We start from the raw sequence: 15,981 nt of genomic DNA on the forward strand, positions 1-15,981 counted from the left end.
TGGGCGACGTCGCCGACCAACCCGGAAAGCTGTTGGGTGGTGCCGGCAACCTGCTGCACCAGCACATGGATCTTCTCGACGAAGCGGTTGAACGAACCGGCCAGCTCACCCAGTTCGTCATGGCGACCGAGGTTCAGGCGATGGGTCAGGTTGCCGTCACCGGCGGCCATGTCGTCGAGGTTGTCGCGTACCTGCACGATGGGCTGGACGATGGTGCGGCTGAACAGCCCGGCGAGCACGCCGATCACTACCAGCAGCGCCAGCGCGGAGCCGCCCATGAGCAGCAGCAGGTTATCGATCTTGGCGTCGAAGGCGGCGCCGGCCTCCTTCACTTCACGCTCGACGTCGTCGAGGTTCAGCGAGGTGCCGAACACCAAATTCCACTTGGGCAGGAAGTGGGCGTAGCCGATCTTCGGCACGATGGCGTTGCCGCCCGGCAGGGTGAAGCTGTAGCGCACGTAGTGCTGGCCACTCTGGCCCGCTGCCACCAGCTCGCGGATGGCGTAGATGCCATTGGGATCACGATAGCTGCTGAAATCCTCGCCCAGGCGCTCGTCGCTGGTGCCCTGGAAGACACGCACGGAGCGGATGTCGTAGCCCCAGAAGTAGCCGCCCTTGCCGTATTCGAGGCGTTTTAGAATCGCGATGCCCTGCTCGCGCGCCTGGGCATCGCCCTGCGCTGCAGCCTGGTAGACCGGGCCGACGGCGGCCAGCGCCACGTCGACGAAGTTCTTCAACTGGGCTTCGCGGTCCTGGGTGAGGTTCTCGCGGATCTGCGCTTCCTGCTGGGCCGCCAGCTGCTTCAGGGCAACGGTGGAAATGGCACATAACAGCAGGGTCAGGAGGAGGATTGGCACGATGGCCAGGAGCAGGACCTTGGCGCGCAAACGGAGGGCAGTGTTCAAGGCGTTCACCTCAGGCAGATAAGGGACATGGCTTCCTTGCCCCATCAAAAAACCCGCCTTGCGGCGGGTTTCTTATCTATCGGCTCAGGCCCTGATCTTCTTGAGCTCTTCGTCGCGCAATTCGCGGCGCAGGATCTTGCCGACGTTGGTGGTCGGCAGGCTGTCGCGGAACTCCACGGACTTGGGACGCTTGTAACCGGTGAGGTTGTCGTGCATGTGCTGCATGACTTGCTCCTTGGTCAGGGTGACGCCCGGCTTGGACACCACGAAGACCTTGATCGCCTCGCCGGACTTCTCGTCCGGGATGCCGATGGCGGCGCACTGCAGCACGCCCGGCAGGGTGGCGAGTACGTCTTCCAGCTCGTTGGGGTACACGTTGAAACCCGACACCAGGATCATGTCCTTCTTGCGGTCGACGATACGCATGTAGCCGTCTTCCTGGATGATCGCGATGTCGCCGGTACGCAGCCAGCCGTCCTTGTCGAGGATCTCGTCGGTGGCTTCCTGGCGCTGCCAGTAGCCCTTCATCACCTGCGGGCCCTTGACGCACAGCTCGCCACGCTCGCCCAGCGGCAGGTCCTGGCCGTCATCGCTGATGACCTTGCACAGGGTCGACGGCACCGGGATGCCGATGGTGCCGATCTGGATGTTCTGGAACGGGTTAACCGACACCACCGGGCTGGTCTCGGTCATGCCGTAGCCTTCGCAGATGGCGCAGCCGGTGACGTCCTTCCAGCGCTCGGCGGCAGCCTGTTGCAGGGCCATGCCGCCGGAGAGGGTCAGCTTCAGCGCGGAGAAATCCAGCTTGCGGAAGCCTTCGTTGTTGCACAGGCCGACGAACAGGGTGTTCAGCCCGACGAAACCGGTGAACTTCCACTGCGAGAGTTCCTTGACCATGCTGGCCAGGTCGCGCGGGTTGGTTACCAGGATGTTGTGGTTGCCGGTGAGCATCATCGCCATGCAATGGAAGGTGAAGGCGTAGATGTGGTACAGCGGCAGCGGGGTGATGAGGATCTCGCAACCTTCATTAAGGTTGGCGCCCATCAGTGCCTTGCACTGCAGCATGTTGGCGACCAGGTTGCGGTGGGTCAGCATCGCGCCCTTGGCCACGCCGGTGGTGCCGCCGGTGTACTGCAGCACGGCGACGTCGTCGTTGTGCGGCGAGACTTCCTTCACGGCCTTGCCACGGCCCTTGGCCAGGACGTCGATGAGTTTCTGCGCATTGGGGATGTTGTAGGCCGGAACCATCTTCTTGATGTTCTTGACCACGAAATTGACGATGAAGCGCTTAAGCGGCGGCAGCATGTCACCCACTTCGGTGACGATGACGTTGCGGATGCCGGTCTTGGGCAGCACTTCCTCGGCCAGGTGCGCCATGTTCGCCAGGCACACCAGCGCCTTGGCGCCGGAGTCGTTGAACTGGTGCTCCATTTCCCGCGCGGTGTACAACGGGTTGGTGTTGACCACGACCAGGCCGGCGCGCATGGCGCCGAAGACCACGACCGGGTACTGGAGCACGTTGGGCAGCTGCACGGCGATGCGGTCGCCGGGCTTGAGATCGGTGTTCTGTTGCAGGTAGGCGGCGAAGTCCCCGGAGAGCTTGTACATCTCACCGTAGGTCAGGGTCTTGCCCAGGTTGCTGAAGGCAGGCTTGTCTGCAAAACGTTGGCAGGATTCTTTGAGTACCGCGAGGATGTTCGGGTACTGGTCAGCGTTGATCTCGGCAGCGATCCCCACTGGGTATTTGTCCTTCCAGAAATTGTCGGTCATGGAAGCCCACTCCTAAGCAACAGCTCATCTTTACCGCGTTCGCGGTTATTTGTTGTGTTTATGTCGCTTTCCCCTGACTCGGGGAGCGAAAAGCGGGCCGAGATTATCAGCTTTGAGAAACAGCGACCAGCACCAAACACAGGCTTGTCAGTAAGAAAAATGACCAGAGACAGGCCTTCCGGTCACCAACGCTCCGCTCGTCGGAAAAGCCCGTGCCAGAAGGCTTTCAGACTTGTTGGATTGTCCGACAAAGTGGATTTCAGGGAAATGAAACCGGAAAAAAGAACGGAAAGTGGTTCTCGGTCCGGTCGCCGCTACAGGGTATCTCGTCGGAGTTCGATCCGGCGATTTCGCCTCGCTACACGCGACGCCTTCAATGATCTGCCTCAACACTTCCAGGGTCGGGATCTCGCAAAGTGCTATTGCACTCTCCTGGAGAACCCTCATGTTTCCTGAATACCGCGAAAAGATTACCCGCCTGAAAGCCGAAGACCCGCATTTCGCCAGGCTCTTCCATAGCCACAACGATCTCGACCAGGAGATCAAGAACATGGAAGCCGGCATCACCCCTGCCTCCCACGACGCCATCGAGGCGCTGAAGAAGCAGAAGCTGCAGCTCAAGGACGATCTCTACGAAATCCTGCGCAAGAAAGACGGCTGTTGCGGCGGCTGTGGTGGTTGACCAGCTCAGACTGACAACCGGCAATAAAAAAGGGGGCTGATCGCGGATCAGCCCCCTTTTTCGTTCATGCTGGGATCAAGCCGTTTCGCGCAGCTCCCGGCGCAGGATCTTGCCCACCGGCGTCATCGGAAGGGCGTCCTTGAGCACGATGTGCTTGGGCACCTTGTAGCCGGTGAAGTTTTCCTTGCAGTACGCCTTGAGCTCCTCGACGGTCACGCCGCCCTCGCGGGCCACCACGAACAGCTTCACCGCTTCGCCGGACTTCTCGTCCGGCACGCCGACGGCCGCGCAGTTGGCGACTTTCGGGTGGGCCATGACCACGTCCTCGATCTCGTTGGGATAGACGTTGAAGCCCGAGACGATGATCAGGTCCTTCTTGCGGTCGACGATGCGGGTGAAGCCGTCCGGGTCGATCACCGCGATGTCGCCGGTACGCAGCCAGCCCTCGGCATCCAGCACCTCGGCGGTGGCGTCCGGGCGTTGCCAGTAGCCTTTCATGACCTGCGGGCCTTTCACGCACAGCTCGCCGCGCTCGCCCAGACCGACATCGTTGCCGTCGTCGTCGATGACTTTCAGAGAGGTGCCCGGCACCGGCAGGCCGACGGTTCCCAGACGCGCCGCATCACCGTAGGGGTTGGTGCTGACCACCGGGGAAGTCTCGGTGAGCCCGTAGCCTTCCACCACGGTGCAGCCGGTCATGGCCTTCCAGCGCTCGGCGGTGGCGGTGACCAGTGCGGTACCGCCGGAGTTGGTGACCTTCAGGTTGGAGAAATCCAGTTCCTTGAATTCCGGGCGATCCATCAGCGCGACAAACAGGGTGTTCAGGCCCAGCAGCGCGGAGAAGCGCCACTTCTTCAGTTCCTTGATGAAGCCGGGAATGTCGCGCGGGTTGCTGATCAGCACATTGTGGTTGCCGTTGACCATCATGCACATGCAGTTCGCGGTAAAGGCATAGATGTGGTACAGCGGCAGCGGCGCGATCATCACCTCGTTGCCGACCTGCATCAACGGCTTGCCGTCCGGCCCATGCTGCTGCAAGCAGGCGTGCACCTGCTGCATGTTCGCTACCAGATTGCCGTGGGTGAGCATGGCGCCCTTGGCTACGCCGGTGGTGCCGCCGGTGTACTGCAGCACCGCGATATCTTCCAGGCCGACCTTGACCGGCTGCAGACCGTGGCCGCGGCCCTGGCGCAAGGCTGACTTGAAGGAGACGGCCTGGGGCAGGTTGTACTCCGGCACCATCTTCTTCACGTGCTTGACCACGGTGTTGACCAGCAGGCCCTTGAGCGCGGGCTGCAGGTCGCCCATCTGCGCCTCGATCAGGTATTCGATGCCGGTATCGGGCAGCACTTCCTGCACCAGCTTGCCGAACAGGTTCACGTAGACCAGCGCGCGGGCGCCGGAATCCTTGAACTGGTGGCGCATTTCGCGGGCGGTGTAGAGAGGGTTGGTGTTGACCACGATGAGGCCGGCGCGCAGGGCGCCGAACACGGCGATGGGGTATTGCAGGACGTTCGGCATCTGCACGGCGATGCGGTCGCCGGGCTTCACGTCAGTGTGCTTCTGCAGGTAGGCGCCGAAGGCGGCGGACAGGCGGTCCAGCTCGGCGTAGGTCAAGGTCACGCCCATGTTGCTGAAGGCCGGACGGTCGGCGAATTTCTTGCAGGAGCGCTCGAAGACTTCCACCACCGATTTGTAGGCGGTCAGGTCAATGTCGCTGGGCACGCCGGCCGGGCGTTTGTCGTTCCAGAAATCAGGTTGCATTTATTCTTGTCCTCATACCTGAGCGAAACCGAACCGTCATTGCGGTCATTCGACGGAAGCTAGCAGTTCCTTTGGTCATCGCAAAGACTCCAGGCGGCGTCATAGACTGCGTGAATCTTGCGCCACCATCCCGGCATGGCGCGGGATAGAGCCGACGGCCGCCTAGGACGGGACTTACACGCCAATGGCCGGGTGCTGTCGGCAATCCATACAGAAAATGTCCCGGCGTGGCAGAATCGCCCCGTCAGGCCCGCTCCATGGCCCCATTCCAATAAGAATCGACGAACAAGAAGCAGGATGGACCCCATGCCCTACGCCGCCTACTGGCTTGCCGCCAGCGACGAGACACCGCTCTACACCCGCCACTGGGCGCCGGAAGGCCCGTCCCGCGGCGCCCTGATGCTGTCTCACGGCATGGCCGAGCACGCCGGCCGCTACGAACGCCTGGGGCTTGCGCTGAGCGCTGCCGGCTACCACCTCTACGCCATCGACCAGCGCGGCCACGGCCGCACCGCCGAGAACGGCGAACCGGGCCACTACGCCGACCGCGGCGGCTGGGGCAAGGTGATCGGCGACCTGCATACGCTGAACCAGCATGTGCGCGAGGAGCACCCGGACCTGCCGATCATCCTGCTCGGCCACAGCATGGGCAGCTACATCGGCAGCGCCTACCTGATGCAGCACAGCGCCAGCGTGAAGGCGGCGGTACTGTCCGGCTCCAACTACCAGCCGGTGGCGCTGTACAACAGCGCCCGCCTGATCGCCCGCTTCGAGCGCTGGCGACAGGGCCCGCTGGGGCACAGCGCGCTGATCGATTTCCTGTCCTTCGGCTCGTTCAACAAGGCCTTCAAACCCAATCGCACCGCCTTTGACTGGCTCAGCCGCGACCCAGTCGAAGTCGACAAGTACGTCGCCGACCCGCTCTGCGGCTTCCGCTGCAGCAACCAGTTTTGGGTGGACCTGCTGGGCGGCCTGGCGGATATAACGCCGGTGGAGCACCTGTCGCGCATCCGTGCCGACCTACCGGTGATGGTCATCGGCGGCGAACGCGACCCGGTCAGCGAGGGCAAGCGCCTGCGCGATCTCGCCCAGGCGATGACCAGGGCCGGGGTTCGTGACGTCCAACTGAAGATTTATCCCGACGCTCGCCACGAGTTGTTCAACGAGAGCAACCGCGACGAGGTCACCCGCAACCTGATCGACTGGCTGGGCGCGCACTGCCCCGTCCCGCAGGTCGAGAAAACCGAGGAGCCCCTATGACTTCCGTACAAAACGTCCCTTACGAAGAACTCGAAGTCGGCCAGAAGGCCAACTTCCAGCGCAGCGTCACCGAGCGTGACATCCAGTTGTTCGCCGAGGTCTCCGGCGACCGCAACCCGGTACACCTGGACGCCGAGTACGCCGCCACCACCCAGTTCAAGGAGCGCATCGCCCACGGCATGCTCACCGGCGCACTGATCAGCGCGGCGATCGCCACCACCCTGCCCGGCCCGGGCACCATCTACCTCGGCCAGAACCTGAGCTTCACCCGCCCGGTGAAGCTTGGTGACGAACTGACAGTAGAGCTGGAAGTGCTGGAAAAGCTGCCGAAGAACCGTGTGCGCATCAGCACCACCGTGCTCAACCAGGACGGCAAGGCGGTGGTCAAAGGCGAGGCCGAAGTCATGGCGCCGACCGAGAAGCTCAACATCGAACTGCCCGCCCTGCCGCCGATCACCATCGGCTGAGGCGCGTTCCGGGGCCGTCCGTCCGGCCCCGGAAGCTTGTATACTGTTTTCCCCTCGACTACCCTGCCCCCGTCACACCACATCCACTTGGGATAACCGAAGGCTACGTGCCCGAAACCCCTCACCGGGAATCGGAGCCGCCATGGACCTTCGACTGCTATTGCTGTCCCTCTGCACCTTCGCCGCGGGCCTCGCCGAGGCCATCCTCACCGGCATCCTGCCCTCGCTCGCCGCCGACCTGCACGTCTCCCTCAGCCTCGCCGGGCAGCTCACCAGCCTGTTCTCCCTGAGCTTCGCCATCGCCGCGCCGTTGCTCGGCTGGTTCACCCGTGGCGCCGACTGCCGCCGGCTGCTGGTCATCACCCTGCTGGTATTCGCCGCGTTCAACGCGGGTGCTGCGCTGAGCCCCGGCTATGTTTCGCTGCTGCTGATGCGCATCGGAATGGCCGCCTGCTGCGGGCTGCTGATCATGCAGGCCAGCCTGCTGGCGGTGGAGCTGGCGCCGCCGGCCCAGCGCGGGCGCGCCATCGGCCTGATCTTCATGGGCATCAGCGGTTCCCTGGTATTCGGCGTGCCGGCCGGCGTGCTGGTCAATGACTGGTTCGGCTGGCGCTGGATCTTCGCCGCCATCGCCTTCTATTCGCTGCCACTGGCCGCGCTGCTGCGGATCGCCCTGCCCCGCCGCACACTGGATAGCCCGGCCAATGGCGCGGCCTACCGGCGCCAGTTGCGCAATCCGGCGCTGAACCTCGCACAACTGGTATCGATCCTGCTGCTGGGCGGGCACTTCACCCTGTTCGCCTACATCACCCCGTGGTTCCAGCAGGTTGCCGGGATCACCGACAGCCAGAGCATCGCGCTCACCCTGCTGCTGATCGGACTGGCGGCCATCGGTGGCGGCTACCTGGGCGGTTGGCTGAGCGATCACCTCGGCCATCGCCGCGCGCTGCTGGTGGTGCCGGTACTGTTCGCCCTGGCAATGCTGGCGATCCCACTGAGCCTCGGTCATCCGTGGCTGCTGCTCGGCGCGCTGATGGTCTGGAGCACCATCAGCTGGATGATCTCGCCAGCAGTGCAGAGCTACCTGCTGGCCAGCGACCCGGCCAGCGGCAGCGCGGGGGTGGCGCTGAATACCTCGGCGATGCACCTGGGCGTGGCCCTCGGTGCGGCGCTGGGCGGTGCGGTGATCGGCCTGGCCGGCATCGCCTGGACACCCTGGGTGGGCGTCTCGCTGGTCGCCGCGTCGATCTTCTGCGCGGCCTTGTCCTGCTGGCTTCAGCGCGAGCGAACAGGCACCCCGATCACGGCTTTACAGTGACGCTGGCGGTCATGCCGGCGCTCAGATGTACGCCCTCGGGCACCTTGTCGAGGTGGATACGCACCGGAATGCGCTGGGCCAGGCGCACCCAGTTGAAGGTCGGTTCGACGTTGGCCAGCAACTGGCTGTCGGGAATCGCGTTTCGGTCGGTGATGCCGCTGCTGATGCTTTCCACCGTGCCGCCGATGGCGATGTCGCCGCTCATCAGCACCACCCGCGCCGGCTGGCCGATGCGAATGCCGGGCAGCTTGGTTTCCTCGAAGTAGGCGGTGACATAGAAGGACTTCTGGTCCACCAGCGCCATCATCGCCTGGCCGGCCTGCACATAGTTGCCCTGGGCCAGCCGCAGGTTGGTGATCTGCCCGTCGCGCGGGGCGCGCATCTCGCTGCGGGTCAGGTTCAGTTGCGCCAGGCGCACCTGGGCCTGCGCCTCGTCGTACTCGCTCTTGGCGATGGAAGCATTGATCTGCGCGGTTTCCTTGTCCTCCGCGCTGATCGCCGCGATGCCCAGTTTGCTGCGCCGCGAAGCCTCGCTCACGCGCAGCAGGTACTGTTGGTGTCGGGTCTCGGCCAGGGCCTTGGCCTGCTCCAGGTTCGCCGCGTAACGCTCGTGGTCGATGCGCATGATCAAGTCACCGGCCTTGACCTGCTGGTTGTCCTGCACGGCGAGGTCGGTGACCCAGCCGGAGACATCCGGTGCAATCACCACGACGTCGGCACGCACCCGCGCATCGCGGGTCCACGGCGACAGCATGTAGTAACGCCACAGCCAGGTGCCGGCCAGGACGGCGACAATGACCAGGACAATGGTGACGGTTACGCGAAGGTATCCGCGCATACAGCTTCTCCTCTCAAGGCGCTGCGCTGAGCGCCCAGGTGATGGCGCAGAGAATCAGCACGAACAACGCGCAGTCGAACAGCGCCTCGTGCCAGATCCAGCGCCCGAAGGGGGTGGCCTGCAGCAGCAGGCGCAATACGACCGTCAGGCCCAGAGCAAGCACCGCATAGATGAACAGCGGGCTCAGGAACACTCCACCCCAGCCGAACTCATGCAGTCCCATTGGCGTCCTCCAGACGGCACCACTGGCGCCAGGTGCGGCGCAATTGCGCCAGCGCGGCACGGGCCAAGCGGTTGGGTTCGTTGTCGCCCTGCAGATCGTGCGCGAGGGCCTCTTCCAAAGGCGAGCAGAGGCTTTCCAGGCGCTGCTCGCGCCCGCCTCCGGGCCCTTTTTCCAGCACGCTGCCCAGCGCGCCGAGGAACTGGTCGCGGCGTTTGCGCAACTGTCCCTGGGCGCCGCTGAGGCAGGAGCGCAGGTGGATCAGCTCGTTGCCCAGGTCCAGCGCCAGCAGACCGTCCTGCCAGCGCCGCTGCTCCTCCTTCGGCAACAGGGTGTAGTGCCGCGCCAGGCGGATCAGGCGGTCGGCCATGCGCCCGCCGAACCAGCTCTCGGCTTCGGCCAGCGGCCGCCGGGTCAGCCGCCCGAGGTCTTCGCAGGTGGCCTGGATCAACCGCCGGTTGAGCCAGTCCGCCGGCAGGGTGAGCAGGCGGAACACCAGCACCGCAAAACCCACGCCGATGACGATGCCCTGCGCCGAATTGAGCAGGTTGGCGAGGTCGTACCTCATCACGTTGCTCGGCGCCACCAGGGTGATGAAATGGATCGAGAAGGATGTCGCCGTACCCGCCAGCGCCGGCGTCGCCATGCCCAGCAGCGCAAAGAACAGCGGCACGCCCAGGGCCAGGCAAAGCAGCGGGAAGCCGTTCCACTGCGGCAGCAGCCACTGGGTCACCACCGCAGCGGCGGGCACGGCGAGGAGAATGCCGCGCAGGAAGCCCAGACCGATGGCGACTGCGTTGTCACGGTTGGCGAACAGGCTGCAGATCACCGCGGCCAGCAACATGCCACCCGTAGCCGCCGGCCAGGCCGTGGCCATCCAGAAGGCCGACATGCCTAGCAGCGCCAGCGCACTGCGCAGTCCATAGAACAACGCCATCAACCAGTCGCGGTGCCAGGACAGGGTGCCGGTGGCGACATCGTCCACCCGCCCGTCCGCCACCGCTCGCATGGTCTTCTCCGAGTTCAGCGCCTTGAGCAGCAGCAGGGCGCAGCGGGTCAGGCAATAACGCAGGTCGTTGGAGTAGCCCTCTTCCAGACCAGCCTCCTGCAAGCGCTGCTGCAATGAACGCATGGCATCGACCTGCGGATCGTCCAGTACAGCGCGCAGTTCGTCGAACCAGGGTTGCAGACGCGCGCGGTCCTCGGCATCCAGCACGCTGCGCTGGCGGGCCACGCCGCGCGCGGTGCGCAGCAGGCTGAGCAGGTCGCGGGAAAGAATCCGCAGCGCACGCGAACGCATCCGCCCGCGGTAGCCCTCGAACCAGGCGTGGTCACGCTGCACATCGACTTCGACGATCTTGCCCAGAGCCTGCAGCAAGCCCTTTATCTGCCGCGCGTCGGCGTCGATCTCGCTGCGCGCGGCCTGCATGCCGGTGAGCCAGGTGGCGTGGGCCTGCTTGTCCAGGTTGGCCTCGACGCGGCGCGGCCAGAGGATGGCGCTGACCGCCGAGGCGCAGAGAATCCCCAGGCAGATTTCCGTACTGCGTGCCACAGCCTGATCGAAGACGTCCAGCGGATGGCTGATCGCCGGCAGGCCGATGATCGCCACGGTGTAGCCCGACAGCACGAACGCGTAAGAGACGTGGTTGCGCAGGGAGGTGGAAGCGGCGGTACAGAGTCCTAGCCAGAGCGAGATGGCCAGCAGGAACAGCCAGGGCGTCTGGGCGAACAGCGCGAGCATCACCACCGACATGACCGTGCCGATCAGGGTCCCGATCAGGCGGAAGATGCCCTTGGCGACCACCATGCCCGACAGCGGCTGGGAGACGATGAACACCGTCATCAGCGCCCACTGCGGCTGTTCGAGGTCGAAACGGAAGGCGCACCAGAGCGCCAGGCCGCCTGCCAGGAGGGTCTTGATCGCGAATTTCAGCGCCAGCGTATCCGGCGCGAGGAATGCCTGTAGCGTAGGTCGCACGCGGTCTCTCGAAAGGGTCCGGATCTATCGCATAAAGATAGTCGGCAAAGAGAATGACAGAATCGTTGCTGATAATATTATTAGCAAGCTAACAATATGTCATCCCGACTTTCGTCGAGGCAAAAAAAACGGGCGACCTAAGTCGCCCGAAGTGCCTTGCGTGCTCTGTGTATCCGTAAGGATCAGCCCTTCTTGTGGCTGTCCTTCCAGATGAAAATTCCGACCCCACCGAAGAACAGAACCATGAGGCCAACGGTGAGGACGCCTGCTAGAACCACTTCGTCGATGAACATGATGCTGGCCTCCTGTTGCCTACATCGTCTGGGGATGTGTGCAGATTACCGGCGGCCGGGTGGGACCAATTGACCTGGATCAATGGTCGACAAGGCGCTTTCCGGGGAGGGCCGGAGCACTGACGCAGATCAAGTTCCGGAGGGTATCGGGTGCGGCGGGAAGCCGCGCAGAGCGGGGCCTTGCGGTCCCGGGAGGGGGTAAATCAGCGCTTCTTCGGCTTGTTCTTGCCCTTCTTGCGTGGCTTGCCCAGTGGCAGCGCCTGCTCGAAGGCCTTGCGCACGTCCTGCAGACGCTTTTCGTGCACGTCGTGGATGCGCTTGTCGCGCTCGGCGGTGAAGTCGATCAGCTTGTCGTCGTTGCTCATGGCAGGGCGTGCACCAGGCGGAAAGTCAGATTCAGGCGCGGAGCAACCGGACGGCGCGTCTTGGCAACCTGATGTTGCCAATAATGCTGTGTCGCGCCAGACATGACCAGCAGCGATCCGCCGGCCAGCTCGATGGAGTGTTCGATTGTATTTCGTCCCTTGCGCCGCAGATCGAAGCGCCGCGTGCCGCCAAGGTTCAGCGAGGCCACCACCGGGTTGCGTCCGAGCTCCGGCTCGTCGTCGCTGTGCCAGCCCATCGAGTCCTGGCCGTCGCGGTAATAGTTGAGCAGCACGCCGTTGAAGCGCTGGCCGGCGGTCTGCTCCACCGCCGAGCGGATTTCCGCCAGCAGCGGCGTCCAGGGCAGCGGCGCGTGGGTCTGGCCGGAGTAGGTATAGAAAGCCTCGGGATCGCCGTACCAGTTGACCAGGCGCGGCACCGGGTAATCGCGCCCGTGCAGGTGCACGACGGTCTGCTCCCAGGGCGTCTGTTCGAGCAATTGCTCAAACCACTGGGCCGCGCGTACCTGCGTGCACCAGTCGGGAATCAGGCGCAGCTCGGCATCGGATAGAAGGATCGGGGCGTCGTCGAACAGCATGGAAAGCTCGGTTACTCAGCGATGGGGCCAGTCTACTCCCCCGCCTGGTCAGACCTCGACATCGATCCACAGCCCCTTGCGCTGGGCGGCCTGTACGTCTTCGCCCAGTTCCTCGACTTCCTCCAGTTCTTCCAGCGCCTCGCCCTCGGGGGTGCCGTCGGCGAGCTGGCGACGTTTGCGCCGGCGCTGGTATTCCTCGCGCAGCGCCTGTTCGTCAGGGCGACGCTCCAGCTCCACGCCGGCATTGCCCGCGCTGGGCGCAGGCGGAGTCACCGGGGCGACATCCGGTCGCGGCTTGGGCACGTCCTGCTGGGCAGTGACGGGTGCCAGACTATGGGGAATGGGCGGCAGCATCGAGTGTTCCTGGGGGCGAGCCCCTGTGGGGAAGTGCGCTGACAAGTCCTCTGGTCAGGCTATCGGCCGGAGTGCTACAGACTTGAGTGTGCCTCGCTACACTTTCCACGATTCGCGATGAGTGCGCGCCTCCAACTGGCCCTGCCAATGATTCGGACGACCGGAGGCGCCGACGGCCATCGCTGAACGCTGCGCGTTCCGGTACCATAGCCGGCTTTTTTTGGGAGGTGTCCATGGCGCAGTATCAACCCGGTCAACGCTGGATCAGCGACAGTGAAGCGGAACTCGGCCTGGGGACCATCCTGGCACTGGACGGCCGCATGCTCACGGTGCTCTATCCCGCCACCGGTGATACCCGCCAGTACGCCGAGCGCAATGCGCCGCTGACCCGCGTGCGCTTCGCCCCGGGCGATCAGATCACCCATTTCGAAGGCTGGAAGATGACCGTCCGCGAAGTGGACGAGATCGACGGCCTGCTGATCTACCACGGCCTCACCGCGCAGAACGAGCAGCACACCGTCCCGGAAACGCAGCTGTCGAACTTCATCCAGTTCCGCCTGGCCAGCGACCGCCTGTTCGCCGGGCAGATCGACCCGATGTCCTGGTTCGGCCTGCGCTACCACACCCTGGAACACCGCACCCGCCTGCTGCAGTCCTCGCTCTGGGGCCTGGGCGGCGCCCGCGCGCAACCCATCGCGCACCAGTTGCACATCGCCCGCGAAGTCGCCGACCGCATGGCGCCGCGCGTCCTGCTGGCCGACGAAGTGGGCCTGGGCAAGACCATCGAAGCCGGCCTGGTGATCCACCGCCAACTGCTCTCCGGCCGCGCCAGCCGCGTGCTGATCCTGGTGCCGGAGAACCTGCAGCACCAGTGGCTGGTGGAAATGCGCCGGCGCTTCAACCTGGAAGTCGCCCTGTTCGACCGCGAGCGTTTCGTCGAGAGCGATGCCAGCAACCCCTTCGAAGACACCCAGTTGGCCCTGGTGGCGCTGGAGTGGCTGCGCGAGGACGAGAAGGCCCAGGACGCGCTGTTCGCCGCCGAGTGGGACATGCTGGTGGTCGACGAAGCCCACCACCTCGTATGGCATCCGGAACAGGCCAGCCCCGAATACCAGCTGGTCGAGCAACTCGCCCAGGTCATCCCCGGCGTGCTGCTGCTCACCGCGACCCCGGAACAGCTCGGCCTGGACAGCCACTTCGCCCGTCTGCGCCTGCTCGATCCGGACCGCTTCCACGATCTGGAAGCCTTCCGCACCGAAAGCACTCAGTACCGCCCGGTCGCCGAGGCCGTGCAGGAACTGGTGGACCAGGGCAGCCTCTCCCCTGCCGCTCGTCAGGCCATCCACGGCTTCCTCGGCAGCGCGGGCGACGAGCTGCTGGCCAGCGTCGAGGCCGGCAATGAAGACGCCCGCGCCCGCCTGGTACGCGAGCTGCTCGACCGCCACGGCACCGGCCGCGTGCTGTTCCGCAACACCCGCGCCGCCGTGCAGGGCTTCCCGGAGCGCCAGCTGCATCCCTACGTGCTGACCAACCCGATCGAGTACATGGAACTGCCGCTGGGCGAGCACCCGGACCTCTACCCGGAAGTCAGCTTCCAGGCCCAGGCCGAGGACGGCGACGAGAACGCCCGCTGGTGGCGCTTCGACCCGCGCGTCGACTGGCTGATCGACACCCTGAAGATGCTCAAGCAGTACAAGGTGCTGGTGATCTGCGCCCACGCCGAGACGGCGCTGGACCTGGGCGACGCGCTGCGCGTGAAGTCCGGCATCCCGGCCAGCGCGTTCCACGAGGGCATGAGCCTCCTCGAGCGCGACCGCTCCGCCGCCTACTTCGCCGATGAAGAATTCGGCGCGCAGGTGCTGATCTGTTCGGAAATCGGCAGCGAAGGCCGCAACTTCCAGTTCGCCCATCACCTGGTGCTGTTCGACCTGCCGGCCCATCCGGACCAGCTGGAGCAGCGCATCGGCCGCCTCGACCGCATCGGCCAGAAGCACACCATCCAGATCCACGTGCCGCACCTGGAGAACAGTCCGCAGGAACGCCTGTTCCAGTGGTACCACCAGGCACTCAACGCCTTCCTCAACACCTGCCCCACCGGCAACGCCCTGCAGCATCGCTTCGGCCCGCGCCTGGTGGAACTGCTGGACGGCGGCGACGACGACGCCTTCGAGGCCCTGCTGGCCGAAGGCACCGCCGCCCGCGAAGCGCTGGAAACCGAGATGCACAACGGCCGCGACCGCCTGCTGGAGCTGAACTCCGGCGGCGCCGGCGAGGGCGAGGCGCTGGTGGAAGAAATCGAGGAGCAGGACGACCAGTTCGCCCTGCCGATCTACATGGAACGCCTGTTCGACACCTACGGTATCGACAGCGAGGACCATTCCGAGAACGCGCTGATCCTGCGCCCGAGCGAGAAGATGCTCGACGCCAGCTTCCCGCTGGGCGACGACGAAGGCGTGACCGTCACTTACGACCGCGCCCAGGCCCTGGCCCGTGAAGACATGCAGTTCCTCACCTGGGAGCACCCCATGGTGCAGGGCGGCATGGACCTGGTGCTGTCCGGCTCTCTGGGCAACACCTCGGTGGCGCTGATCAAGAACAAGGCGCTCAAGCCCGGCACCGTGCTGCTGGAGCTGCTGTTCGTCAGCGAAGCCGTGGCGCCGCGCAAGCTGCAGCTGGGCCGCTTCCTGCCGCCGGTGGCGCTGCGCTGCCTGATGGACGCCAACGGCAACGACCTGTCCTCGCGTGTGTCCTTCGAGACCCTGAACGACCAGCTGGAAAGCGTACCGCGCGCCAGCGCCAACAAGTTCGTGCAGGCGCAGCGTGATGTACTGGCCAAGCAGTTCGCCCAGGCCGAGGTCAAGATCACCCCGCGTCATGCCGAGCGCGTCGAAGCCGCCCGCCAGCAGCTGACCGCGACCCTGGACGAGGAACTGGCGCGCCTGACCGCGCTCAAGGCCGTCAACCCCAGCGTGCGCGACAGCGAGCTGGACGCCCTGCGCAAGCAGCGCGACGACAGCCTGGCGCTGCTCGACAAGGCCTCCCTGCGCCTGGAAGCGATCCGCGTACTGGTCGCTGGCTGATCCCCGCCGTCGCGTCATGAAGAAGCCGCCACCGGGCAACCGGTGGCGGCTTTTTTCATGCCTGGCCGGCGCGACGGCCGACTTCGAAACA

At 64.9% G+C, this 15,981-nt stretch carries 14 protein-coding genes and 1 pseudogene; 5 read left to right on the plus strand and 10 right to left on the minus strand.

Annotation, left to right across the window (positions count from 1 at the left end; translation table 11 throughout):
* Positions 1 to 77: 77 nt before the first annotated feature.
* Both ACIPK7_RS02370 and fadD1 read right to left on the minus strand, forming a co-directional pair.
* Positions 78 to 950: pseudogene (locus ACIPK7_RS02370) on the minus strand (cache domain-containing protein); the annotation flags it as partial.
* A 39-nt stretch (positions 951 to 989) separates the two neighbouring features.
* Positions 990 to 2,675 (minus strand): long-chain-fatty-acid--CoA ligase FadD1, encoded by a 1,686-nt coding sequence (gene fadD1, locus ACIPK7_RS02375; RefSeq protein ID WP_401084952.1) that lies wholly within the window; start codon positions 2,673 to 2,675, stop codon positions 990 to 992.
* Between the two features lie 445 nt (positions 2,676 to 3,120).
* On the opposite strand from fadD1, the gene ACIPK7_RS02380 reads away from it, so the two are divergent.
* On the plus strand, positions 3,121 to 3,357 hold the full coding sequence (locus ACIPK7_RS02380) for a YdcH family protein (RefSeq protein WP_192291468.1): 237 nt from the start codon (positions 3,121 to 3,123) through the stop codon (positions 3,355 to 3,357).
* 75 nt (positions 3,358 to 3,432) lie between these two features.
* Here the strand turns inward: ACIPK7_RS02380 and fadD2 are convergent, their stop codons facing one another.
* Positions 3,433 to 5,121: a long-chain-fatty-acid--CoA ligase FadD2 gene (gene fadD2, locus ACIPK7_RS02385; protein WP_401084956.1), complete on the minus strand. Its 1,689-nt coding sequence runs from the start codon at positions 5,119 to 5,121 to the stop codon at positions 3,433 to 3,435.
* A 306-nt stretch (positions 5,122 to 5,427) separates the two neighbouring features.
* On the opposite strand from fadD2, the gene ACIPK7_RS02390 reads away from it, so the two are divergent.
* The 3 genes from ACIPK7_RS02390 (at position 5,428) to ACIPK7_RS02400 (ending at position 8,166) form a co-directional block, all read left to right on the plus strand.
* Positions 5,428 to 6,381 (plus strand): lysophospholipase, encoded by a 954-nt coding sequence (locus ACIPK7_RS02390; protein ID WP_401084959.1) that lies wholly within the window; start codon positions 5,428 to 5,430, stop codon positions 6,379 to 6,381.
* Positions 6,378 to 6,848: a MaoC family dehydratase gene (locus ACIPK7_RS02395; protein WP_138215376.1), complete on the plus strand. Its 471-nt coding sequence runs from the start codon at positions 6,378 to 6,380 to the stop codon at positions 6,846 to 6,848. The genes ACIPK7_RS02390 and ACIPK7_RS02395 overlap by 4 nt, the downstream gene beginning before the upstream one ends.
* Positions 6,849 to 6,990: 142 nt before the next feature.
* On the plus strand, positions 6,991 to 8,166 hold the full coding sequence (locus tag ACIPK7_RS02400; protein WP_401084962.1) for an MFS transporter: 1,176 nt from the start codon (positions 6,991 to 6,993) through the stop codon (positions 8,164 to 8,166).
* Here ACIPK7_RS02400 and ACIPK7_RS02405 read toward each other — a convergent pair.
* The 7 genes from ACIPK7_RS02405 to ACIPK7_RS02435 form a co-directional block, all read right to left on the minus strand.
* Positions 8,150 to 9,004 (minus strand): efflux RND transporter periplasmic adaptor subunit, encoded by an 855-nt coding sequence (locus tag ACIPK7_RS02405; protein WP_401084965.1) that lies wholly within the window; start codon positions 9,002 to 9,004, stop codon positions 8,150 to 8,152. The genes ACIPK7_RS02400 and ACIPK7_RS02405 overlap by 17 nt on opposite strands.
* Positions 9,005 to 9,017: 13 nt before the next feature.
* Positions 9,018 to 9,227, minus strand: coding sequence for a DUF1656 domain-containing protein (locus ACIPK7_RS02410; RefSeq protein ID WP_037010214.1), 210 nt, complete (start codon positions 9,225 to 9,227; stop codon positions 9,018 to 9,020).
* Entirely contained in the window at positions 9,214 to 11,202 is a 1,989-nt protein-coding gene (locus ACIPK7_RS02415) for an FUSC family protein (RefSeq protein ID WP_401084968.1), read from the minus strand. Before ACIPK7_RS02415 ends, ACIPK7_RS02410 begins: the two co-directional genes overlap by 14 nt.
* A gap of 182 nt (positions 11,203 to 11,384) precedes the next feature.
* Positions 11,385 to 11,495, minus strand: a complete 111-nt coding sequence (gene ccoM, locus ACIPK7_RS02420; protein ID WP_277873429.1) for a cytochrome c oxidase subunit CcoM — start codon at positions 11,493 to 11,495, stop codon at positions 11,385 to 11,387.
* Between the two features lie 203 nt (positions 11,496 to 11,698).
* A complete protein-coding gene (locus ACIPK7_RS02425; RefSeq protein WP_192430650.1) occupies positions 11,699 to 11,860 on the minus strand; it encodes a hypothetical protein in 162 nt (53 codons plus the stop codon).
* Positions 11,857 to 12,456 (minus strand): alpha-ketoglutarate-dependent dioxygenase AlkB, encoded by a 600-nt coding sequence (locus ACIPK7_RS02430; RefSeq protein WP_192430651.1) that lies wholly within the window; start codon positions 12,454 to 12,456, stop codon positions 11,857 to 11,859. The genes ACIPK7_RS02425 and ACIPK7_RS02430 overlap by 4 nt, the downstream gene beginning before the upstream one ends.
* Positions 12,457 to 12,504: 48 nt before the next feature.
* Entirely contained in the window at positions 12,505 to 12,810 is a 306-nt protein-coding gene (locus ACIPK7_RS02435; protein WP_081515872.1) for an aspartate-semialdehyde dehydrogenase, read from the minus strand.
* Positions 12,811 to 13,037: 227 nt separating this feature from the next.
* Between ACIPK7_RS02435 and rapA the strand changes: the two genes are divergently transcribed.
* Positions 13,038 to 15,890, plus strand: coding sequence for an RNA polymerase-associated protein RapA (gene rapA / locus ACIPK7_RS02440; RefSeq protein ID WP_401084973.1), 2,853 nt, complete (start codon positions 13,038 to 13,040; stop codon positions 15,888 to 15,890).
* The last annotated feature ends 91 nt before the right edge of the window (positions 15,891 to 15,981 follow it).

Origin of the sequence: Pseudomonas sp. NPDC086581, from assembly GCF_044746165.1 — a bacterium.
In the GTDB taxonomy this organism is placed as follows: Bacteria; Pseudomonadota; Gammaproteobacteria; order Pseudomonadales; family Pseudomonadaceae; genus Pseudomonas.